This window comes from Xanthomonas sp. NCPPB 1754 (assembly GCF_041475725.2).
Taxonomy (GTDB): Bacteria; Pseudomonadota; Gammaproteobacteria; order Xanthomonadales; family Xanthomonadaceae; genus Xanthomonas; species Xanthomonas euvesicatoria.
Genome location: NZ_CM192982.1, coordinates 1,071,766 through 1,093,285 on the forward strand (window position 1 = coordinate 1,071,766; position 21,520 = coordinate 1,093,285).

General features: G+C 63.4%; 16 protein-coding genes and 5 tRNA genes. All 21 read left to right on the top strand.

Going from position 1 to position 21,520, the window contains the following annotated elements; genetic code table 11:
- Positions 1-56 precede the first annotated feature (56 nt).
- The 21 genes from ACCQ15_RS04720 (at position 57) to rpoC (ending at position 21,497) form a co-directional block, all read left to right on the top strand.
- Positions 57-1,745, top strand: a complete 1,689-nt coding sequence (locus ACCQ15_RS04720; protein ID WP_011346532.1) for a tetratricopeptide repeat protein — start codon at positions 57-59, stop codon at positions 1,743-1,745.
- Positions 1,742-2,395, top strand: coding sequence for a lipoprotein insertase outer membrane protein LolB (lolB, locus tag ACCQ15_RS04725; protein WP_029818760.1), 654 nt, complete (start codon positions 1,742-1,744; stop codon positions 2,393-2,395). Before ACCQ15_RS04720 ends, lolB begins: the two co-directional genes overlap by 4 nt.
- A complete protein-coding gene (gene ispE / locus ACCQ15_RS04730) occupies positions 2,377-3,264 on the top strand; it encodes a 4-(cytidine 5'-diphospho)-2-C-methyl-D-erythritol kinase (RefSeq protein ID WP_071117516.1) in 888 nt (295 codons plus the stop codon). The genes lolB and ispE overlap by 19 nt, the downstream gene beginning before the upstream one ends.
- 3 nt (positions 3,265-3,267) lie before the next feature.
- Positions 3,268-3,344 (top strand) — tRNA-Gln (locus ACCQ15_RS04735).
- 165 nt (positions 3,345-3,509) lie between these two features.
- Entirely contained in the window at positions 3,510-4,469 is a 960-nt protein-coding gene (locus tag ACCQ15_RS04740; RefSeq protein ID WP_003486761.1) for a ribose-phosphate diphosphokinase, read from the top strand.
- 108 nt (positions 4,470-4,577) lie between these two features.
- A complete protein-coding gene (locus ACCQ15_RS04745) occupies positions 4,578-5,213 on the top strand; it encodes a 50S ribosomal protein L25/general stress protein Ctc (RefSeq protein ID WP_372381267.1) in 636 nt (211 codons plus the stop codon).
- Between the two features lie 51 nt (positions 5,214-5,264).
- On the top strand, positions 5,265-5,846 hold the full coding sequence (gene pth, locus ACCQ15_RS04750) for an aminoacyl-tRNA hydrolase (protein WP_008576043.1): 582 nt from the start codon (positions 5,265-5,267) through the stop codon (positions 5,844-5,846).
- A gap of 77 nt (positions 5,847-5,923) precedes the next feature.
- Positions 5,924-7,015, top strand: a complete 1,092-nt coding sequence (gene ychF / locus ACCQ15_RS04755) for a redox-regulated ATPase YchF (protein WP_372381268.1) — start codon at positions 5,924-5,926, stop codon at positions 7,013-7,015.
- Positions 7,016-7,169: 154 nt separating this feature from the next.
- Positions 7,170-7,255, top strand: a tRNA-Tyr gene (locus tag ACCQ15_RS04760).
- Positions 7,256-7,284: 29 nt separating this feature from the next.
- Positions 7,285-7,358: transfer RNA gene (locus ACCQ15_RS04765), tRNA-Gly, on the top strand.
- 33 nt (positions 7,359-7,391) lie between these two features.
- Positions 7,392-7,467, top strand: a tRNA-Thr gene (locus ACCQ15_RS04770).
- 46 nt (positions 7,468-7,513) lie between these two features.
- Entirely contained in the window at positions 7,514-8,704 is a 1,191-nt protein-coding gene (gene tuf / locus ACCQ15_RS04775; RefSeq protein ID WP_003486726.1) for an elongation factor Tu, read from the top strand.
- A gap of 106 nt (positions 8,705-8,810) precedes the next feature.
- Positions 8,811-8,886, top strand: a tRNA-Trp gene (locus ACCQ15_RS04780).
- Positions 8,887-8,935: 49 nt separating this feature from the next.
- Entirely contained in the window at positions 8,936-9,343 is a 408-nt protein-coding gene (gene secE / locus ACCQ15_RS04785) for a preprotein translocase subunit SecE (protein WP_372381269.1), read from the top strand.
- A 13-nt stretch (positions 9,344-9,356) separates the two neighbouring features.
- Positions 9,357-9,914 (top strand): transcription termination/antitermination protein NusG, encoded by a 558-nt coding sequence (gene nusG / locus ACCQ15_RS04790; protein ID WP_011346537.1) that lies wholly within the window; start codon positions 9,357-9,359, stop codon positions 9,912-9,914.
- Positions 9,915-10,112: 198 nt separating this feature from the next.
- Positions 10,113-10,541, top strand: coding sequence for a 50S ribosomal protein L11 (gene rplK / locus ACCQ15_RS04795; RefSeq protein ID WP_008574191.1), 429 nt, complete (start codon positions 10,113-10,115; stop codon positions 10,539-10,541).
- A gap of 3 nt (positions 10,542-10,544) precedes the next feature.
- Positions 10,545-11,243, top strand: a complete 699-nt coding sequence (gene rplA / locus ACCQ15_RS04800; protein WP_003486747.1) for a 50S ribosomal protein L1 — start codon at positions 10,545-10,547, stop codon at positions 11,241-11,243.
- A 542-nt stretch (positions 11,244-11,785) separates the two neighbouring features.
- Positions 11,786-12,319 (top strand): 50S ribosomal protein L10, encoded by a 534-nt coding sequence (rplJ, locus tag ACCQ15_RS04805; protein ID WP_005930748.1) that lies wholly within the window; start codon positions 11,786-11,788, stop codon positions 12,317-12,319.
- 54 nt (positions 12,320-12,373) lie between these two features.
- Positions 12,374-12,739, top strand: coding sequence for a 50S ribosomal protein L7/L12 (gene rplL, locus ACCQ15_RS04810; RefSeq protein WP_008574194.1), 366 nt, complete (start codon positions 12,374-12,376; stop codon positions 12,737-12,739).
- A gap of 291 nt (positions 12,740-13,030) precedes the next feature.
- Complete coding sequence (gene rpoB, locus ACCQ15_RS04815) at positions 13,031-17,182, top strand: DNA-directed RNA polymerase subunit beta (RefSeq protein ID WP_029818764.1); 4,152 nt, start codon at positions 13,031-13,033, stop codon at positions 17,180-17,182.
- Between the two features lie 100 nt (positions 17,183-17,282).
- Complete coding sequence (gene rpoC / locus ACCQ15_RS04820) at positions 17,283-21,497, top strand: DNA-directed RNA polymerase subunit beta' (RefSeq protein ID WP_011346539.1); 4,215 nt, start codon at positions 17,283-17,285, stop codon at positions 21,495-21,497.
- The last annotated feature ends 23 nt before the right edge of the window (positions 21,498-21,520 follow it).

The following is a 21,520-nucleotide window of genomic DNA, read 5'->3' on the forward strand; positions in this document are numbered from 1 at the left end:
GCTTGCGATAAGCTGGCGGCCATTCAGGGCCCCATTTTACGGCCCGGTTGCCCCCGATGCCTGTACCGATTCGCATCCTGAGTGTTCTTTTGCTGGTCGCAGTCTCCGCCAGCGCCACTGCAGCACCCAAGAAAGCACCACCCGCTCCGCCCCCAGGCAGTGCCGGCACCTCGTCGCTGGAACCCGTGCTGGCCGGCGAATTCGCCTTGCAGGCCGGGCAGCTGGACGATGCCGCGCGCGCCTACCTGGACGCCGCCAAGGCCGAAGCCGGCGATGCCGGGCTGGCCGAGCGCGCCGCCCGCATCTCCATGCTGGCCAACGACGACCCGCGCGCGATCGAAGCGCTGGCGTTGTGGCGCGCCCGCGCGCCGTCGTCGATGTCCATGCGCAGCACCGAGGCCTCGTTGGCGCTGCGCCGCAACGACCTGCGCACCGCGCGCCGCGATTTGCTCGGCTTGCTCAAGGAGCCCGATCCGCGTGGCTGGCGCTTTGCGCTGATCGCCCTGGCCAACGGCGGCCGCGAGCCGGAAGCCTCGGCCGATGTGCTCGAAGACCTGGTCAAGGCCGGCGCCATCCCGAATCAGATCGAAGCCTGGCAGGAATTCGGCCGGCTCGCGCTGCGCATGGAGCGCCCCGCGCTGGCCAAGCGCATCGTCGACGAGGTGGTACGCCGCTTCCCCGAAGAGCCGCGCGTGGCCTTGTTGCATGCCACCCAGTTGCAGCAGGAAGGCAAGAACGACGAAGCGCTGGCGCTGCTGAAGAATATCGAACCGCAGGCGGTCAAGGACTCCGAGCTGCGCGGCGCGCTGGCATTTGCCTACGACGCCATGGGCCAGACCGAAGCTGCTGCACGCGTGCTTTCGACCGGGCCGCAGGACACCCAGACCTATGGCTTGCGTGCCTCGATGCTGGCCAAGGAGAAAGACCGCAGCTCGCTGGAGGCGCTGTACGCCGAGCTCAAGAGCAACGCTACCAAGCCCGATCCGGACCGCCGTCTGCTGCTGGGCAAGATCGCCGAATTCCTCAAGCGCTACGACGAGGCGGTGGAGTGGTATCGCGGCGTGCCGGGTGGTCCGCAGGTCAGCGAGGCGCGTCTGCGCACCGCCAGTGCCTTGTACGAACTGGGCCGCAAGCCCGAAGCGCTTGCCGAAGCCCGCGCCCTGCAGGGCGACGCCAGTGCCGACGACGACGCGCGCCGCGACGCCTACGTGCTCGAAGCCGAGCTGCATCAGCGGGCCGACGATGCGCCGGGCGAACTGGATGCCTTCGAACGTGGCCTGGCCGCCTACCCGGACGATAGCGCGTTGCTGTACGCCCGCGGGCTGGCCTGGGAGCGGCGCGACGACGTCCCGCGTGCCGAGGCCGATCTGCGCAAGATCCTGGTGACCGAGCCGGAAAACGTCGCCGCGCTGAACGCGCTGGGCTACACCTTGGCCGACCGCACCACCCGCTACAAGGAAGCGTTGGCGCTGATCGACCGTGCCCGCACCGCCGACCCGGACAACCCGGCCATTGTCGACAGTTATGGCTGGGTGCTGTACCGGATGGGCCGCACCAAGGAAGCGTTGGTGCAGCTGCGCCGCGCCTGGGCGCTGGTCAAGGACCCGGAAATCGCGGCCCACGTGGGCGAAGTGCTGTGGGTCAGCGGCAAGCAGGACGAAGCGCGTCGCTACTTCGATGAAGCGCGCCGCCTCGACCCGGACAACCGTGCGCTGCAGCGCGCCGTGGAAAAGTTCGGGCTATGAGCAGGGCGGTTCGAACGCTGGCCCTGGGCGGGCTGGTGCTGGTCGGGCTGTCGGCCTGCGTCAGCGTGCCGCGCGGGCAGGGCAGTGGGGCGGCCGTGGCCGATCACGTCTCCGACAGTGCGCGCCAGGCCGAAGCCGCTCGCCAGGCCTGGTTGCAGGCGCACCCCAATTGGTCCTTCCAGGGCCGGGTGGCGATCAGCAAGGACCGCAATGGCGGCAGCGGCCGCATCGACTGGCAGCAGGATGGCCCACGCTACCGCGTGCAACTCAGTGCGCCGGTCACCCGGCAAAGCTGGGTGCTCACCGGCGACACCACCAGCGGCGCCGGCCGGCTGGAAGGGCTGGACGGCGGTCCGCGCAGTGGTCCTGATGCCGAGCAGGTGCTGCTGGAAGCAACCGGCTGGACCATCCCGGTCAATCAGATGCCTGACTGGGTGCGCGCGCTGCGCATCGCCGACGCCGGTGCCGCACGCGTCGACCTGGATGCCGCCGGGCGCCCGCGCACCGTGCAGCAGGATGGCTGGACGATCGAATTTTTGGCCTGGACACCAGCCGGCGCCGACCAGCCCGAGCTGCCGCAGCGGATCGAAGCCCGCAACGGCGAGGCAAAGGTGCGCCTGTTGGTCGACCAATGGACCGTGTCGCCCTGATGGACGCGCCGGGCACTGATTGGTCGGCGTGGCCTGCGCCGGCCAAGCTGAATTTGTTCCTGCAGATCACCGGGCGCCGTGCCGACGGCTACCACCTGCTGCAGACCGTGTTCCGGCTGCTGGACTGGGGGGACACCGTTCATCTTCGCGTGCGTCGTGACGGCCAGATCCGCCGCCTCGGCGAGAGTCTGCCCGGCGTATCCGAAGACGATGACCTGGTGATCCGCGCTGCGCGCCTGCTGCAATCGGCAGCCGGCACCCAGGCGGGCGCGGAGATTCGGGTCGACAAGCGCATCCCCGCCGGCGGCGGTTTCGGTGGCGGTTCCTCGGACGCGGCGACTGTGCTGGTGGCGCTCAATGCCTTGTGGGGCCTGGGCCTGGCGGCCGATGTGCTGGCCGAGCTGGGCCTGCAGCTGGGCGCAGACGTGCCGGTCTTCGTGCGCGGCCGCAATGCCTGGGCCGAAGGCGTGGGCGAACAACTGACCCCGATTTCCCTGCCGGAAGCGGCGTATCTGCTGGTCGATCCCGGCGTTCATGTACCGACCCCGGCGTTATTTCGATCACAGGAATTGACGCGGGATGCTGCGCCCGCGAAAATAGCGGACTTCGCTTCCGGTTCCCTGCTCGACAATCCGTTCGAGCCGGTCCTGCGGCGCCGCGAACCCGCCGTCGAGGCCGTGTTCCAGGCGCTTTCCAGGGTCGGTACACCGCGTTTGACCGGGTCGGGAAGTGGCTGTTTCGTCGAGTTCGCCACGCGCGCTGCCGCAGAGCAGGCGCTGGCGCAGTTGCCGGGCAGTCTGCGGGCGTGGGTGGTGGAGGGTGCAGCGCACTCGCCATTGCTCGATGCGCTGGACGCGACACAGGTTTGATGCAGGGGCGTCGCCAAGAGGCCCAAGGCACCAGGTTTTGATCCTGGCATTCGTAGGTTCGAATCCTACCGCCCCTGCCAGTTTGTCGAGAAAGGCAGGTCCGCCTGCACCAGGTTTCACTGCAGATCCTTCTGCAACACCTCGCGCATCCTTGCGCGGGAATCGAACGAAAGCCCGGCATTGGTTCGGCTTTGTCCTGCTCCACCATCGATCCGCACGCTCTTCGCCGCCGCCCGAGAGATCTCATGCAAGACCAACGTAATCTGCTGGTGTTCTCCGGCAATGCCAACAAGCCGCTTGCCCAGAGCATCTGCAAGGAACTCGGCGTTCGCATGGGCAAAGCATTGGTCACGCGCTTTTCCGACGGCGAAGTGCAGGTGGAGATCGAAGAGAGCGTGCGTCGGCAGGAAGTGTTCGTCATCCAGCCCACCTGCGCGCCCAGTGCCGAGAACCTGATGGAACTGCTGGTGCTGATCGATGCGCTCAAGCGCGCCAGCGCCCAGTCGGTGACCGCGGTGATCCCGTACTTCGGTTATTCGCGCCAGGACCGTCGCATGCGCTCCTCGCGCGTGCCGATCACTGCCAAGGTGGCTGCCAAGATGATCTGCGCCATGGAGGCGGACCGCGTGCTGACGGTCGACCTGCACGCCGACCAGATCCAGGGCTTCTTCGATGTGCCGGTCGACAACGTCTACGCCTCGCCGCTGCTGCTGGCCGACATCTGGCGCGCCTACGGCACCGACAACCTGATCGTGGTGTCGCCGGACGTTGGCGGCGTGGTGCGCGCACGCGCCGTCGCCAAGCGCCTGGACGACGCCGATCTGGCCATCATCGACAAGCGCCGTCCGCGCGCCAATGTGGCCACCGTGATGAACATCATCGGCGACGTGCAGGGCAAGACCTGCGTGCTGGTCGACGACCTGGTCGACACCGCTGGTACCTTGTGCGCCGCTGCCGCAGCGCTGAAGCAGCGCGGCGCGCTCAAGGTCGTGGCCTACATCACCCACCCGGTGCTGTCGGGTCCGGCGGTGGACAACATCAACAATTCGCAGCTCGACGAGCTGGTGGTCACCGACACGATTCCGCTGAGCGAAGCGGCGCGTACCTGCGCCAAGATTCGTCAGCTGAGCGTGGCCGAACTGCTGGCCGAGACCATCCGCCGTATCGCCTTCGGCGAATCGGTCAGCTCGCTCTACGTCGACTGATGCCCCATCCGGTGCCCGGATTCCCGGGTGCCGCCACACGTCTCACCTGGTCGCGGGTGAGACGCTTCATCGCCGCGAGGCGGTGTTCCAACTAGGTAGTGAAATCCAATGGCAAAGACTCATGAAATCAAGGTCGAGCGCCGCGCTGACGAGGGGAAGGGTGCGAGCCGCCGCCTGCGTCATGCTGGCGTCATCCCGGCCATCGTCTACGGTGGCGAACTCGAGCCGGTCAGCATCCAGCTCAACCACGAGCAGATCTGGCTCGCCCAGCAGAACGAGTGGTTCTACTCGTCCATCCTGGACCTGAACCTCAATGGCGACGTGCAGCAGGTGCTGCTGCGTGACATGCAGCGCCATCCGTTCAAGCAGCTGATCATGCACATCGACTTCCAGCGCGTCAGCGCCAACGAGAAGCTCAGTGCTGCCGTGCCGCTGCACTTCATCAACGAAGCGTCTTCGCCTGCCGGCAAGTCGAGCGAAGTGGTCGTCACCCACGAACTCAACGAAGTCCAGGTGGTCTGCCTGCCGAAGGATCTGCCGGAGTTCATCGAAGTGGACCTCGGTGCACTGGAAGTGGGCGACGTGATCCACCTGTCCGAAATCAAGCTGCCGGCCGGTGTTGAAATTCCGGAGCTGAAGCTGGGCAAGGAACACGACGTTGCCGTGGTGGCTGCCAAGCATGTACGGATCGAAGAAGACGACGCTGCCGGCGAAGAAGGCAGCGAAGGCGCCGAGACCAAGTAATCCGTTGGCCGGTCCCCCGCATTGCGCGCGGGATCGGCTGCGGTCACTGGCATGTCTGCACTTCGTCTGATCGTCGGGCTGGGAAACCCCGGCCCGGAACACGCGCAAACCCGGCATAACGCCGGGTTTCGTTTCGTCGATGCCCTCATCGAGCGCAGTGGCGCCCGCTGGGCATTGGATAGCAAGTTGTTCGGCGAGACCGCCAAGGTCCAGGTCGCGGGACAACCGGTCTGGCTGCTCAAGCCGGCCACCTTCATGAATCTCAGCGGCAAGTCGATCACCGCCGCATTGCGATTCTGGAAGATCGAGCCGGAGCAACTGCTCGTTGCACACGACGAACTGGATCTTGCGCCGGGCATCGCGCGGCTCAAGTTCGATGGCGGTCACGGCGGGCAAAACGGCTTGCGCGACACCATTCGCCTGCTCGGGCACGGTAAATTTCACCGTCTACGCGTTGGCATCGGTCATCCCGGTCACAAGGACCGCGTGGTGCCCTGGGTGCTGGGACGGGCAGGGCGCGAGGACGACGCAGCGATCGGCGCTGCGGTGGATGCCGCCATCGATGTGCTGCCGCTGGCGATGGAAGGCAATTTCAACGAGGCGATGAAACGCCTGCATACCGAAAAAAAATAGAGAATGGGGAATAGGGAATGGACAGGGCGCTGCTCCTGCCATTCTCCATTCCCGATTCTCCATTCACTGGAAAACCCATGGGTATCAAATGCGGCATCGTCGGCCTGCCCAATGTCGGCAAGTCGACCCTGTTCAACGCGCTGACCAAGGCGGGCATCGCTGCGGCCAACTTCCCGTTCTGCACCATCGAGCCGAACGTCGGCATCGTGCCGGTGCCGGATCCGCGTCTCAATCAGCTGGCTGACATCGTCAAGCCGCAAAAGCTGATTCCTACTGCGGTCGAGTTCGTCGATATCGCCGGTCTGGTGGCTGGTGCGGCGAGTGGCGAAGGCCTAGGCAACAAGTTCCTGGCGCACATCCGCGAAGTCGATGCGATCACCCACGTGGTGCGTTGCTTCGAGAACGACGACGTCATCCACGTCAACAACAAGGTCGACCCGATCGCCGATATCGAAACCATCGATACCGAGCTGGCGCTGGCCGATCTGGATAGCGTGGAAAAGGCCCTCAACCGTGCCGAACGCAGCGCCAAGGGCGGCGACAAGGATGCAGCGGCGCGCAAGCCGGTGCTGGCCAAGTTGCAGGCCGCGCTGGCCGACGGCAAGGCGGGGCGTGCCGCCGGTCTGGACGATGAAGAAAAGGCACTGGTGCGCGATCTGTTCCTGCTGACGCTCAAGCCGGTGCTGTACATCGCCAACGTGCTGGAAGACGGCTTCGAGAACAATCCATACCTGGATGCGGTGCGTGCGCATGCGGCTGTCGAAGGTGCCGAAGTGGTGCCGGTCTCGGCGGCCATCGAAGAGGAGCTCTCGCAGCTGGACGATGCCGATCGCGACAGCTTCCTGGCCGATCTCGGCCTGGAAGAGCCAGGCTTGAATCGCGTCATCCGTGCGGCCTATACGCTGTTGGGCCTGCAGACCTATTTCACCGCAGGCGTCAAGGAAGTGCGTGCCTGGACGGTCAAGGCCGGTTCGACGGCGCCGCAGGCTGCCGCCGTGATCCACACCGATTTCGAGAAGGGCTTCATTCGCGCCGAAACGATCGGTTTCGACGACTTCATCAGGTACCGCGGCGAAGCAGGTGCCCGCGATGCCGGGCGCCTGCGCCTGGAAGGCAAGGAATACCGCGTCCAGGAAGGCGACGTGCTGCACTTCCGCTTCAACGTGTGATCGGCTGTGCGTGGCGCCTGACGCCGCGTATCGTTGAAAGTGAAGAATTGCTCAAAATTTTTGTTGACACTGCATGCGTCCCACAACAAAATAACGGGCTGCTTCACCCCGAACCGAATATGCCTCGCGGCGCACCGGTCCGGTAGTAAAAGCTGGAGGGATACCCAAGCGGCCAACGGGGGCAGACTGTAAATCTGCTGGCTTACGCCTTCGGTGGTTCGAATCCACCTCCCTCCACCAGTTTCACGTTGTGGCATGCAGTTCCCGGCGCGGGAGTAGTTCAACGGTAGAACCTCAGCCTTCCAAGCTGATGGTGCGGGTTCGATTCCCGTCTCCCGCTCCATTGAACGCAAATGCATGGCATAATGCAAAACTCGCTCACGTAGCTCAGTCGGTAGAGCACCTCCTTGGTAAGGAGGAGGTCGAAGGTTCGATTCCTTTCGTGAGCACCATTACTCAATCGTCTTCAACTCCAAACGATTACCGAGACACGCACCCATGGCAAAAGCTAAATTCGAGCGCACCAAGCCGCACGTGAACGTCGGCACCATCGGTCACGTTGACCATGGCAAGACCACGTTGACCGCTGCGCTGACCAAGATCGGTGCCGAGCGTTTCGGTGGTGAGTTCAAGGCGTACGACGCGATCGACGCGGCGCCGGAAGAGAAGGCGCGCGGCATCACGATTTCGACCGCACACGTCGAATACGAATCCCCGACCCGCCACTACGCGCACGTTGACTGCCCCGGCCACGCCGACTACGTCAAGAACATGATCACCGGTGCAGCGCAGATGGACGGCGCGATCCTGGTGTGCTCGGCCGCTGACGGCCCGATGCCGCAGACCCGTGAGCACATCCTGCTCTCGCGTCAGGTCGGTGTGCCGCACATCGTGGTGTTCCTGAACAAGGCCGACATGGTCGACGACGCCGAGCTGCTCGAGCTGGTCGAAATGGAAGTGCGCGAACTGCTGAGCAAGTACGACTTCCCGGGCGACGACACCCCGATCATCCACGGTTCGGCGCGTCTGGCGCTGGACGGCGATCAGAGCGACATCGGCGTGCCGGCGATCCTGAAGCTGGTCGAGGCGCTGGACTCGTTCATTCCGGAGCCGACCCGCGACGTGGACCGTCCGTTCCTGATGCCGGTCGAAGACGTGTTCTCGATCTCCGGTCGCGGTACCGTGGTGACCGGTCGTATCGAGCGCGGCATCATCAAGGTGGGCGACGAAATCGAAATCGTCGGTATCCGCGACACGCAGAAGACCACCGTCACCGGCGTGGAAATGTTCCGCAAGCTGCTGGACCAGGGTCAGGCAGGCGACAACGCCGGTCTGCTGCTGCGCGGCACCAAGCGTGACGACGTCGAGCGCGGCCAGGTGCTGTGCAAGCCGGGTTCGATCAAGCCGCACACCGAGTTCGAAGCCGAAGTCTACGTGCTGTCCAAGGACGAGGGTGGCCGTCATACCCCGTTCTTCAAGGGCTACCGTCCGCAGTTCTACTTCCGCACCACCGACATCACTGGCGCCTGCCAGCTGCCGGAAGGTGTGGAGATGGTGATGCCGGGCGACAACGTGAAGATGGTCGTGACCCTGATCAACCCGGTCGCAATGGACGAAGGTCTACGCTTCGCCATCCGTGAAGGCGGTCGTACCGTCGGTGCCGGCGTGGTTGCCAAGATCATCAAGTAAGTGCCTGTATCCAGCTGCCTATGGGCGGCTGGATTCAAACGAATGGCGGGCCGGCTGAACCGCGGTCCGCCTTCGTTGTCTTGGGGTTTGCGGTAAACGAGTACATACGCCAGTAGCTCAATTGGCAGAGCAGCGGTCTCCAAAACCGCAGGTTGGGGGTTCGAGTCCCTCCTGGCGTGCCACTCCTCTTTCCGGCCCAGCGATTCGGGTCAGATCGGTAACTAGAGCCGGATGAATAGCAAAATCGAGCCTTCCAAGAGCGCGTCCTCTAGCGCTGATGTCGTTAAGTACGTTGTCTCCGCTGCCCTGGTGGTTGCGGGGCTTTTTGTGTGGTTCTGGTTCTCCGCTCCCGAGCGCGCGACCCAGCTGGGCGCGTGGACGCCGCAGTTGCGTGCGTTGGCTGTCATCGTTGGGTTGGTGGCGGGCGCATTTGTGTTTTTGGGTACCGGCAAGGGCCGGGAGACCCGCGAATTCCTGTCCGAATCCAGGTTCGAGTTGCGTAAGGTTGTCTGGCCGACGCGCCAGGAAGCTATCCGCACCACCTGGGTCGTGATTGCGGTTGTAATCATTCTGAGTTTGCTGTTGGGCGGCTTCGACTTTGTCATCCAGAAGCTCACGCAGTGGTTCCTGGCTCGTTGAGGAGAATCAAGCAGTGAAGCGTTGGTATGTCGTTCACGCCTATTCAGGCTTCGAAAAATCCGTTGCGCAGGCATTGCGTGACCGTATCGCGCGCGCCGAAATGGAAGACCGTTTCGGCGACGTGCTGGTGCCGACCGAAGAGGTCATCGAAATGCGCGCCGGCCAGAAGCGTCGGTCCGAGCGCAAGTTCTTCCCCGGCTACGTGCTGGTGCAGATCGAAACGCATGAAGAGGGCGGTATTCCGCGCATCGACAACGAAAGCTGGCACCTGGTGAAGGAGACTTCGAAGGTGATGGGTTTCATCGGCGGTACCGCCGACCGTCCTCTGCCGATTCGCGACGAAGAAGCGGATGCGATCCTGCAGCGAGTGCAGGATGGCGTCGAAAAGCCGCGTCCGAAGGTGTTGTTCGAGCCGGGCCAGATGGTGCGCGTCACCGAGGGTCCGTTCAACGACTTCAATGGCGTTGTCGAGGAAGTCAATTACGAAAAGAGCAGGCTGCGGGTTGCCGTGCTCATCTTCGGCCGCTCCACGCCAGTCGAGCTCGAATTCGGTCAGGTCGAGAAGGGCTGACCCTGCGGGCGCCAGCTAGGCGCTCGCCCCAAATGCTGCTATAGTGCGCGGCTGGCTGTCCTGGCGAACCGCCTGGAACCAATGGCTGCCGCATGGCGGCCATCTGCGTGTGTGGTCAACAACGTGAAGCCGGGACACGTGAATCCCGGTCCGATGGGGAGCCTGCAGGTCAGGCGCTAGCACCCGGAGAGTATTGAAATGGCTAAGAAGATTACTGCTTTCATCAAGTTGCAGGTCAAGGCCGGTCAGGCCAACCCTGCACCGCCGGTCGGCCCTGCACTGGGTCAGCGCGGTCTGAACATCATGGAATTCTGCAAGGCATTTAATGCCGCGACGTCGAAGCTGGAGCCGGGTCTGCCGACGCCGGTGATCATCACCGCGTATTCCGACCGTACCTTCACGTTCGTCACCAAGAGCACTCCGGCCAGCGTGCTGCTCAAGAAGGCCGCAGGCGTGACCTCCGGCTCGAAGCGTCCCAACACCGACAAGGTGGGCAAGGTGACGCGCAAGCAGCTGGAAGAAATCGCCAAGGTCAAGGAAGCCGATTTGACGGCAGCCGAGCTGGAAGCGGCGGTGCGCACGATTGCGGGTTCTGCCCGCAGCATGGGTTTGACGGTGGAGGGCTAAGACATGGCACAGAGCAAGCGCGTTAAGGCCATCACGGCCGCTGTCGTTCCGGGCAAGACCTATGCCTTCGAAGACGCAATCAAGATCCTGAAGACTGCCACCAAGGCCAAGTTCGTCGAGTCGATCGACGTCGCCGTGCGCCTGGGCGTGGACGCCAAGAAGTCCGACCAGCAGGTGCGCGGTTCCACCGTGCTGCCGGCCGGTACCGGCAAGAGCGTGCGCGTTGCAGTGTTCGCACCGGCAGGCGCCAAGGCCGACGAAGCCCTGGCTGCGGGCGCCGAGGCGGTGGGCATGGACGACCTGGCCGAGAAGATGCAGGCCGGCGATCTCAACTATGACGTGGTCATCGCGACCCCGGACGCCATGCGCGTCGTCGGTAAGCTGGGCACCCTGCTGGGTCCGCGCGGCTTGATGCCGAACCCGAAGGTCGGCACCGTGTCGGCCAATCCGGGCGAAGCGGTCAAGAATGCCAAGTCGGGCCAGGTGCGCTACCGCACTGACAAGGCCGGCATCATCCACTGCACGATCGGCAAGGCCAGCTTCGACGACGAAGCGCTGAAGTCGAACCTGCAGGCGCTGTTGCTCGATCTGGTCAAGGCCAAGCCGGCCACCTCCAAGGGTACCTACCTGCAGAAGGTGTCGGTCAGCTCGACCATGGGTCCGGGCGTGACGGTGGATCAGTCGAGCCTGTCGTTGAAGTAAGCGAATGCGTCCGGCGTCATGCGCCTGACGTATTTGGCAGTACAGCATTGTTTTTCCGGCCCGGGTCACCGTGTGCTGGGAGTCCGTTCCCTCCTTTGGGGCAACGGACATTTTGAAGGCGATCGCCGGCACGTCCGGCGGTAGCCGTCAAAGACCGCAGGCGCGGTCAGCGCAGATCGACGACGGGCACGGATGCTCGCACTGGCAAGGAGTCGCCGTCGATGCAGCGGGATCGCTTAATTGGTTCGTGTCGAACCGGCCGGCGTAGATGGTGTCGCCCTTCTGGAGCTTTCTGGTTTACGCGCGTCTGGGACATCCCGGATCGAGTCCACTCCAGGTCTAGAACGGCCACCAAAGGAACATCGGTCGATGTTCCCGGCTTCCAGGAAGGAGGCTGCCCTGGACCGCAACCGGCAGGAGCCGCGAGCGGAGTAGTTTGAAGCGGGGATGACGATTCGGCATGTGGGATCTGGCAACGGCGTGATTGCTGTGACGGATTCCGAAGTACCAATCCCGAATCCCGGCTTTAACGGAGGAGTGCAATGGCTCTCAATCTGTCCCAGAAGCAAGAAGTAGTCGCCGAGCTGGCAGACATCGCCGCCAAGGCCCACTCCCTGATCGCCGCCGAATACGCTGGCACCACGGTCTCCCAGATGACCGCGATGCGTAAGCAGGCCCGCGAAACCGGCGTGTTCTTGAAAGTTGTCAAGAACACCCTGGCCGCGCGCGCCGTTGAAGGTACTGATTTCGCTGTCGCTGCTGACAAGCTGGTCGGTCCTTTGCTGTATGCGTTTTCGATGGAGGAGCCCGGCGCAGCCGGTCGCCTGATCAAGGAATTTGCCAAGAGCAACGACAAGCTGCAGGCCAAGGTCGTGTCCATCGGCGGGGAATTGTTCCCGGCGGGTCACGTCGACGTGTTGGCCTCGCTGCCGACCCGTGACCAGGCCCTGGCCATGCTGGCCCGCGTGCTGTCCGAACCGGCTGCCATGTTCGCCCGTGCCGTCAAGGCCGTTGGCGACAAGCAGGGTGGTGGCGACGAAGCCGCCGCGCCGGTCGCCGAGACTGCCGAAGCTTGATGTCCTAGCGTTCGCTAGAACCCCAATCCAGAAAATCATTTAAAGGTAATCACAATGTCCCTTACCAACGAACAGATCGTCGACGCCATCGCCGAGAAGTCCCTGATGGAAGTGATGGAGCTGGTCAAGGCCATCGAAGAAAAGTTCGGCGTCTCCGCCGCTGCCCCGGTCGCTGCTGCTGCAGCTGGCCCGGCCGCCGTGGTTGAAGAGCAGACCGAGTTCAACGTGGTGCTGACCAACTGTGGCGCCAACAAGGTTGGCGTCATTAAGGCCGTGCGCGCCGTGACCGGCCTGGGTCTGAAGGAAGCCAAGGATCTGACCGAAGCCGGTGGCATGCTGAAGGAAGGCGCTTCGAAGGACGAAGCCGAGAAGATCAAGAAGGAACTGACCGAAGCTGGCGCGACTGTCGAAATCAAGTAAGCAGCACCTTGCATCGCCAGCGTTTCATGGTGATGCACTGAAGGCTGGGAGCGTAAAGCTCCCGGCCTTTGGCCGTTTCGGAGGGGAATCGGGATTGGACAATCGCAGTGCAGCATCGCGCGATCATCCGATTCCCATTTCTCGATTCCCGATCCCGGCCTCACCGAGTTGGTAGTTGGAAGTAGCGGGAGAAGGCGTGCTGGTGCCGGCAATACCAGCGACTTCCAACTGACAATTTTGTTATTTCAGGGCCGCCGCGATGTGGCCCCCGCAGCCTAGGGTGAAGACCTCATGACGTCTTATTCGTTCACCGAAAAAAAGCGTATCCGCAAGGACTTCGGTAAGCAGCGCTCGATCCTCGAAGTGCCGTTCCTGCTTGCCATCCAGGTGGATTCCTACCGCGAATTCCTGCAGGAAGACGTGGAGCCGAACAAGCGTAAGGACCTCGGTCTGCACGCGGCATTGAAGTCGGTGTTCCCGATTTCCAGCTACAGCGGCAACGCTGCGCTGGAGTATGTCGGTTACAAGTTGGGTCAGCCGGTGTTTGACGAGCGTGAATGCCGTCAGCGCGGCATGAGCTATGGCGCGCCGCTGCGCGTGACCGTGCGCCTGGTGATCTACGACCGCGAGTCGTCGACCAAGGCGATCAAGTACGTGAAGGAGCAGGAGGTCTATCTCGGCGAAATTCCGCTGATGACCGGCAACGGTACCTTCATCGTCAACGGCACCGAGCGCGTGATCGTTTCGCAGCTGCATCGCTCGCCGGGCGTGTTCTTCGACCACGACCGTGGCAAGACCCACAGCTCGGGCAAGCTGCTGTACAGCGCCCGCATCATTCCTTACCGTGGCTCGTGGTTGGACTTCGAGTTCGACCCGAAGGACGCGCTGTTCACCCGTATCGACCGTCGCCGCAAGCTGCCGGTGTCGATCCTGCTGCGTGCGCTTGGCTACAGCAACGAAGAGATGCTGGCCGAGTTCTTCGAGATCAATACCTTCCACATCAACCCGGACGAAGGCGTGCAGCTGGAGCTGGTGCCTGAGCGCCTGCGTGGTGAAACGCTGAACTTCGACCTGGCCGATGGCGACAAGGTCATCGTGGAAGCGGGCAAGCGCATCACTGCGCGCCACGTCAAGCAACTGGAAGCTGCCGGCGTTGCCGCGCTGGCCGTGCCGGACGACTACCTGGTCGGTCGCATCCTGTCGCACGACGTGGTCGATGGCTCCACCGGCGAACTGCTGGCCAATGCCAACGACGAGATCAACGAAGACCAGCTGGCTGCCTTCCGCAAGGCCGGCGTCGACGCGGTCGGCACCCTGTGGGTGAACGATCTGGATCGTGGTCCGTACCTGTCCAACACCTTGCGCATTGACCCGACCAAGACGCAGCTGGAAGCGCTGGTCGAAATCTACCGCATGATGCGTCCGGGCGAGCCGCCGACCAAGGAAGCGGCGCAGAACCTGTTCCACAACCTGTTCTTCACCTTCGAGCGCTACGACCTGTCCACGGTCGGCCGCATGAAGTTCAACCGTCGCGTCGGCCGCAAGGACGTGCTGGGCGAGTCGGTGCTGTACGACAAGAAGTATTTTGCCGAGCGTAACGACGAAGAATCCAAGCGCCTGGTCGCCGAGCACGCCGACACCTCCGACATCCTGGAAGTGATCAAGGTGCTCACCGAAATCCGCAACGGTCGCGGCGTGGTCGATGACATCGATCACCTGGGCAACCGTCGCGTGCGTTCGGTCGGCGAAATGGCCGAGAACGTGTTCCGCGTGGGCCTGGTCCGCGTCGAGCGCGCGGTCAAGGAACGCCTGTCGATGGCCGAGTCCGAAGGCCTGACCCCGCAGGAACTGATCAATGCCAAGCCGGTGGCTGCTGCGATCAAGGAATTCTTCGGCTCCTCGCAGCTGTCGCAGTTCATGGACCAGAACAATCCGCTGTCGGAAGTGACGCACAAGCGTCGCGTCTCCGCGCTGGGTCCGGGCGGCCTGACCCGCGAACGCGCCGGTTTCGAAGTGCGCGACGTGCACCCGACCCATTACGGCCGCGTCTGCACCATCGAAACGCCGGAAGGCCCGAACATCGGCCTGATCAACTCGCTGGCCGTGTTCGCCCGCACCAACCAGTACGGCTTCCTCGAGACGCCGTACCGTAAGGTGCTGGACGGCAAGGTCTCCGACGACGTCGAATACCTGTCGGCGATCGAAGAAAACGAGTACGTGATCGCTCAGGCGAACGCGCTGACCGATGCCAAGAACATGCTCACCGAGCAGTTCGTGCCGTGCCGGTTCCAGGGCGAATCGCTGTTGAAGCCGCCGTCCGAAGTGCATTTCATGGACGTCTCGCCGATGCAGACCGTGTCGGTCGCAGCGGCGCTGGTGCCGTTCCTGGAGCACGACGACGCCAACCGCGCACTGATGGGCGCCAACATGCAGCGCCAGGCCGTGCCGACGCTGCGTTCGCAGAAGCCGCTGGTCGGTACCGGCATCGAGCGTGCGGTTGCGCGCGACTCGGGTGTGACCGTCAATGCGCTGCGTGGTGGCGTGATCGAGCAGATCGACGCAGCCCGCATCGTGGTCAAGGTCAACGAGGCAGAAATCGGCGGCGGCACCGATGCCGGCGTGGATATCTACAACCTGATCAAGTACACCCGCTCCAATCAGAACACCTGCATCAATCAGCGCCCGCTGGTGAATGTGGGCGACGTGATCGCGCGCGGCGACGTGCTGGCCGACGGCCCGTCCACCGACATCGGTGAACTGGCGCTGGGCCAGAACATGCTGATCGCCTTCATGCCTTGGAACGGCTACAACTTCGAAGACTCCATCCTGCTCTCCGAGCGCGTGGTGGAAGAGGATCGTTACACCACGATCCACATCGAGGAACTGACCTGCGTTGCGCGCGACACCAAGCTGGGGCCGGAGGAAATTTCCGCCGACATCCCGAACGTGTCCGAGCAGGCCTTGAACCGTCTGGACGAAAGCGGCGTGGTGTACATCGGTGCGGAAGTGCGCGCCGGCGACATCATGGTCGGCAAGGTCACGCCGAAGGGCGAGAGCCAGCTGACCCCGGAAGAAAAGCTGCTGCGTGCGATCTTCGGCGAAAAGGCGTCCGACGTGAAGGACAGCTCGCTGCGCGTGCCCCCGGGCATGGACGGCACCGTCATCGACGTGCAGGTCTTCACCCGCGACGGCATCGAGAAGGACAAGCGCGCCCGCCAGATCGAGGAAAACGAGATCAAGCGGGTCAAGAAGGACTTCGACGACCAGTTCCGCATCCTGGAAGCGGCCATCTACGCACGTCTGCGCTCGCAGATCGTGGGTAAGGTCGCCAACGGCGGCGCCAACCTGAAGAAGGGCGACACCGTCACCGACGCGTACCTGGACGGGCTGAAGAAGTCCGATTGGTTCCAGCTGCGCATGAAGGACGAAGACGCTGCCGACGCCATCGAGCGTGCGCAGAAGCAGATCCAGGCGCACGAGAAGGAATTCGAAGCACGTTTTGCCGACAAGCGCGGCAAGATCACTCAGGGCGACGACCTCGCACCGGGCGTGCTGAAGATGGTCAAGGTGTTCCTGGCCGTGAAGCGCCGTATCCAGCCGGGCGACAAGATGGCAGGCCGCCACGGCAACAAGGGTGTGGTCTCCAACGTGGTGCCCGTGGAAGACATGCCGTACATGGCCACCGGCGAGTCGGTCGACATCGTGTTGAACCCGCTCGGCGTGCCGTCGCGTATGAACATCGGCCAGATTCTGGAAGTGCATCTGGGTTGGGCCGCCAAGGGCCTGGGTCGCAAGATCCAGCGCATGCTGGAAGCCCAGGCCGCCGTCAGCGAGCTGCGCAAGTTCCTCAACGACATCTACAACCACGACAACGCGATCAATGCACAGCGCGTGGACCTGTCGCAGTTCAGCGATGAGGAATTGCTCAACCTGGGCAAGAACCTGATCGACGGCGTGCCGATGGCGACCCCGGTGTTCGACGGCGCCAGCGAAGCGGAAATCAAGCGCATGCTGGAACTGGCCGACCTGCCGCAGAGCGGTCAGACCCAGCTGTACGACGGTCGCACTGGCGAAGCGTTCGATCGCAAGACCACGGTCGGCTACATGCACTACCTGAAGTTGAACCACTTGGTCGACGACAAGATGCATGCGCGCTCGACTGGCCCGTACTCGCTCGTGACCCAGCAGCCGCTGGGCGGCAAGGCACAGTTCGGTGGTCAGCGCTTCGGTGAGATGGAAGTCTGGGCGCTGGAAGCCTACGGCGCGGCCTACACCCTGCAGGAAATGCTGACGGTGAAGTCCGACGACGTGCAGGGCCGCAACCAGATGTACAAGAACATCGTCGATGGTGAGCACGAGATGGTCGCGGGCATGCCGGAATCCTTCAACGTGTTGGTGAAGGAAATCCGCTCGCTGGCGATCAACATGGAACTGGAAGAGTGATCGAGACGGATCCCGGCGCCGCAATGCGCTGCCGGGATCCGGAACGTAACGCCCTCGGTTTCATCTCAGATACGAAATTCCTCCGACCCGGAGATATCAAATGAAAGACCTGCTCAACCTCTTCAATCAGCAGCGCCAGACGCTGGATTTCGACGCGATCAAGATCGCGCTGGCGTCGCCGGACCTGATCCGTTCGTGGTCCTACGGCGAAGTGAAGAAGCCCGAAACCATCAACTACCGTACCTTCAAGCCCGAGCGTGACGGCCTGTTCTGCGCCGCCATCTTCGGACCGATCAAGGACTACGAGTGCCTGTGCGGCAAGTACAAGCGCATGAAGCACCGTGGCGTGGTCTGCGAAAAGTGCGGCACCGAAGTCACCCTGGCCAAGGTGCGTCGCGAGCGCATGGGTCACATCGACCTGGCCTCGCCGGTCGCGCACATCTGGTTCCTCAAGTCGCTGCCGTCGCGCATCGGCCTGATGCTGGACATGACCCTGCGTGACATCGAGCGCGTGCTGTACTTCGAAGCCTATGTCGTCACCGAGCCGGGCCTGACCCCGCTCGAGCGCCGCCAGCTGCTGACCGAAGAGCAGTACCTGACCGCACGCCAGGAGTACAACGACGACTTCGACGCCGCCATGGGCGCCGAGGCGGTGTACGAGCTGCTGCGCACGATCGACCTGCAGTCGGAAATGACCCGCCTGCGCGAAGAAATCGCCAGCACCGGTTCGGAAACCAAGCTCAAGCGCCTCACCAAGCGCATCAAGCTGATCGAAGCCTTCCTGGAATCGGGCAACCGTCCGGAGTGGATGGTCATGACCGTGCTTCCCGTGCTGCCGCCGGACCTGCGTCCGCTGGTGCCGCTGGATGGCGGCCGCTTCGCGACCTCGGATCTGAACGATCTGTACCGCCGCGTGATCAACCGCAACAACCGTCTGCGTCGCCTGCTCGAGCTCAATGCGCCGGACATCATCGTGCGCAACGAAAAGCGCATGCTGCAGGAATCGGTCGATGCGCTGCTGGACAACGGCCGTCGCGGCCGTGCCATCACCGGCACCAACAAGCGTCCGCTGAAGTCGCTGGCCGACATGATCAAGGGCAAGCAGGGCCGGTTCCGTCAGAACCTGCTCGGCAAGCGCGTGGACTACTCCGGTCGTTCGGTCATCACCGTCGGTCCGTACCTGAAGCTGCACCAGTGCGGCCTGCCGAAGAAGATGGCGCTCGAGCTGTTCAAGCCGTTCGTGTTCGCCAAGCTGCAGCGTCGTGGCCTGGCCACCACCATCAAGGCCGCCAAGAAGCTGGTCGAGCGCGAAGAAGCCGAAGTCTGGGACATCCTGGAAGAGGTGATTCGCGAGCATCCGGTGCTGTTGAACCGTGCGCCGACCCTGCACCGTCTGGGCATCCAGGCGTTCGAACCGGTGTTGATCGAAGGCAAGGCCATCCAGCTGCATCCGCTGGTGTGTACTGCCTTCAACGCCGACTTCGACGGCGACCAGATGGCCGTCCACGTGCCGCTCTCGCTGGAAGCCCAGCTGGAAGCGCGTGCGTTGATGATGTCCACCAACAACATCCTGTCGCCGGCCAACGGCGAGCCGATCATCGTGCCGTCGCAGGACGTGGTGTTGGGCCTGTACTACATGAGCCGCGCCCTGGAGAACAAGAAGGGCGAGGGCATGGTGTTCGCCAACACCAGCGAAGTGAAGCGCGCCTACGACAACCGCGTGGTCGAACTGCACGCCAAGGTCAAGGTGCGCATCACCCAGGTGGACGTGGAAGCCGGCGGCAAGCGCAGCAGCGGCACCTCGATCGTGGACACCACGGTCGGCCGTGCGCTGCTGAGCGAAATCCTGCCTGAAGGCCTGCCGTTCCAGCTGGCAAACACCGAGATGACCAAGAAGAACATCTCGCGTCTGATCAACTCCAGCTACCGTCTGCTGGGCTTGAAGGACACCGTCGTGTTCGCCGACAAGCTGATGTACACCGGCTACGCCTACGCAACCCGCGCCGGCGTGTCGATCGGTATCGACGACATGCTGATCCCCGACGAGAAGAAGGGCATCCTCACCGAGGCAGAAGCCGAAGTGCTGGAAATCCAGGAGCAGTACCAGTCGGGCCTGGTCACCGCCGGCGAGCGCTACAACAAGGTCGTGGACATCTGGTCGCGTACCAGTGAGCGCATCGCCAAGGCGATGATGGACACCATCGGTACCGAAAAGGTCGAGAACGCCAAGGGCGAGACCATCGACCAGAAGTCGATGAACTCGCTGTACATCATGGCCGACTCCGGTGCCCGTGGTAGCCAGGCGCAGATCCGTCAGCTGGCCGGCATGCGCGGCCTGATGGCGCGTCCGGACGGCTCGATCATCGAGACGCCCATCAAGGCGAACTTCCGCGAAGGTCTGAACGTGCAGGAGTACTTCAACTCCACCCACGGTGCCCGTAAGGGTCTGGCCGATACCGCGCTGAAGACGGCGAACTCCGGTTACCTGACCCGCCGCCTGGTCGACGTGGCGCAGGACGTGGTGATCACCGAAATCGATTGCGGCACCACCGAAGGGTTGATCATGACCCCGATCGTGGAAGGCGGCGACGTGGTCGAGCCGTTGCGCGAGCGCGTGCTGGGCCGCGTGGTGGCCGAGGACGTGTACCTGCCGGGCAACGACGAAGAGCCGATCGTCACCCGCAACACGCTGCTCGACGAAGCCTGGGTGGCCAAGCTCGAAGACGCCAGCGTGCAGTCGGTGAAGGTGCGTTCGACCATCAGCTGCGAATCCTCGTTCGGCGTGTGCGCACGTTGCTACGGCCGCGACCTCGCACGTGGTCACCAGGTCAACATCGGCGAAGCGGTCGGCGTCATCGCCGCGCAGTCGATCGGCGAGCCGGGTACCCAGCTGACCATGCGTACGTTCCACATCGGTGGTGCGGCATCGCGTGCTGCTGCGGTGGACAACATCACCGTCAAGACCACCGGTTCGGTGAAGTTCAACAACCTCAAGTCGGTGGCGCATGCCAGCGGTTCGCTGGTTGCGGTCTCGCGTTCTGGCGAACTATCCGTGCTCGATGGCCATGGCCGCGAGCGCGAGCGTTACAAGCTGCCGTACGGCGCGACCATCACCGCCAAAGACGGCGATGCGGTCAAGGCCGGGCAGAGCGTTGCCAACTGGGATCCGCATAACCACCCGATCGTGTCGGAAGTGGCCGGTTTCATCCGCTTCATCGACTTCGTCGACGGCGTCACCGTCATCGAGAAGACCGACGAGCTGACCGGTCTGGCGTCGCGTGAAATCACCGACCCGAAGCGTCGCGGTGCACAGGCCAAGGAACTGCGCCCGATCGTGCGCATCGTCGATGCCAAGGGCAACGACCTGACGATTCCGAATACGGATCTGCCGGCCCAGTACCTGCTGCCGCCGCGCTCCATCGTCAACCTGCAGGACGGCGCTGCCGTCGGCGTGGGCGACGTGGTGGCCAAGATCCCGCAGGAAGCGTCCAAGACCCGCGACATCACCGGTGGTCTGCCGCGCGTTGCCGACTTGTTCGAAGCACGCAAGCCGAAGGATCCGGCGATCCTGGCCGAACGCTCGGGCATCATCAGCTTCGGTAAGGACACCAAGGGCAAGCAGCGCCTGATCATCAAGGACACCGATGGTTCGGAACACGAAGAGCTGATTCCCAAGTACCGCCAGATCATCGTGTTCGAAGGTGAACACGTGACCAAGGGCGAGACCGTGGTGGACGGCGAGCCGAGTCCGCAGGACATCCTGCGCCTGCTGGGTGTCGAACCGCTGGCCGCATACCTGGTCAAGGAAATCCAGGACGTGTACCGCCTGCAGGGCGTGAAGATCAACGACAAGCACATCGAGGTGATCACGCGCCAGATGCTGCGTAAGGTCGAGATCGTTGACCAGGGCAACAGCAAGTTCCTCAACGGCGAGCAGGTCGAGCGCCAGCGCGTCATCGAGGAAAATGCCCGCCTGGTCAAGCGCAACGAACTGCCGGCCAAGTACGATCCGGTGTTGCTGGGTATCACCAAGGCGTCGCTGGCCACCGAGTCGTTCATCTCGGCGGCATCGTTCCAGGAAACCACCCGCGTGTTGACCGAGGCGGCCGTCCGCGGCACCCGCGACAACCTGCGCGGTCTGAAGGAAAACGTGATCGTGGGTCGCCTGATCCCGGCCGGTACGGGTCTGGCGTATCACGCCGGACGTCGCAAGGCCTCGGGTCTGACCGACTCGGAAATGGAAACGCTGTCGGGCAAGCCGGCAGCCGCCGAACCGGTCGCTGCAGTGGCCGACGCTGGCGCGGACGAGGAGTAAGCGCTCCGACGGCGGTCGCAAGA

Bases quoted from the DNA above. Each gene is read 5' to 3' on its own strand.
- tuf (WP_003486726.1), top strand. From the start codon at position 7,514: ATGGCAAAAGCTAAATTCGAGCGCACCAAGCCGCACGTGAACGTCGGC.
- rplJ (WP_005930748.1), top strand. From the start codon at position 11,786: ATGGCTCTCAATCTGTCCCAGAAGCAAGAAGTAGTCGCCGAGCTGGCA.
- ychF (WP_372381268.1), top strand. From the start codon at position 5,924: ATGGGTATCAAATGCGGCATCGTCGGCCTGCCCAATGTCGGCAAGTCG.
- pth (WP_008576043.1), top strand. From the start codon at position 5,265: ATGTCTGCACTTCGTCTGATCGTCGGGCTGGGAAACCCCGGCCCGGAA.
- rplL (WP_008574194.1), top strand. From the start codon at position 12,374: ATGTCCCTTACCAACGAACAGATCGTCGACGCCATCGCCGAGAAGTCC.
- rpoC (WP_011346539.1), top strand. From the start codon at position 17,283: ATGAAAGACCTGCTCAACCTCTTCAATCAGCAGCGCCAGACGCTGGAT.
- ispE (WP_071117516.1), top strand. From the start codon at position 2,377: ATGGACCGTGTCGCCCTGATGGACGCGCCGGGCACTGATTGGTCGGCG.
- ACCQ15_RS04740 (WP_003486761.1), top strand. From the start codon at position 3,510: ATGCAAGACCAACGTAATCTGCTGGTGTTCTCCGGCAATGCCAACAAG.
- lolB (WP_029818760.1), top strand. From the start codon at position 1,742: ATGAGCAGGGCGGTTCGAACGCTGGCCCTGGGCGGGCTGGTGCTGGTC.
- secE (WP_372381269.1), top strand. From the start codon at position 8,936: ATGAATAGCAAAATCGAGCCTTCCAAGAGCGCGTCCTCTAGCGCTGAT.
- rplK (WP_008574191.1), top strand. From the start codon at position 10,113: ATGGCTAAGAAGATTACTGCTTTCATCAAGTTGCAGGTCAAGGCCGGT.
- rplA (WP_003486747.1), top strand. From the start codon at position 10,545: ATGGCACAGAGCAAGCGCGTTAAGGCCATCACGGCCGCTGTCGTTCCG.
- ACCQ15_RS04720 (WP_011346532.1), top strand. From the start codon at position 57: ATGCCTGTACCGATTCGCATCCTGAGTGTTCTTTTGCTGGTCGCAGTC.
- ACCQ15_RS04745 (WP_372381267.1), top strand. From the start codon at position 4,578: ATGGCAAAGACTCATGAAATCAAGGTCGAGCGCCGCGCTGACGAGGGG.
- rpoB (WP_029818764.1), top strand. From the start codon at position 13,031: ATGACGTCTTATTCGTTCACCGAAAAAAAGCGTATCCGCAAGGACTTC.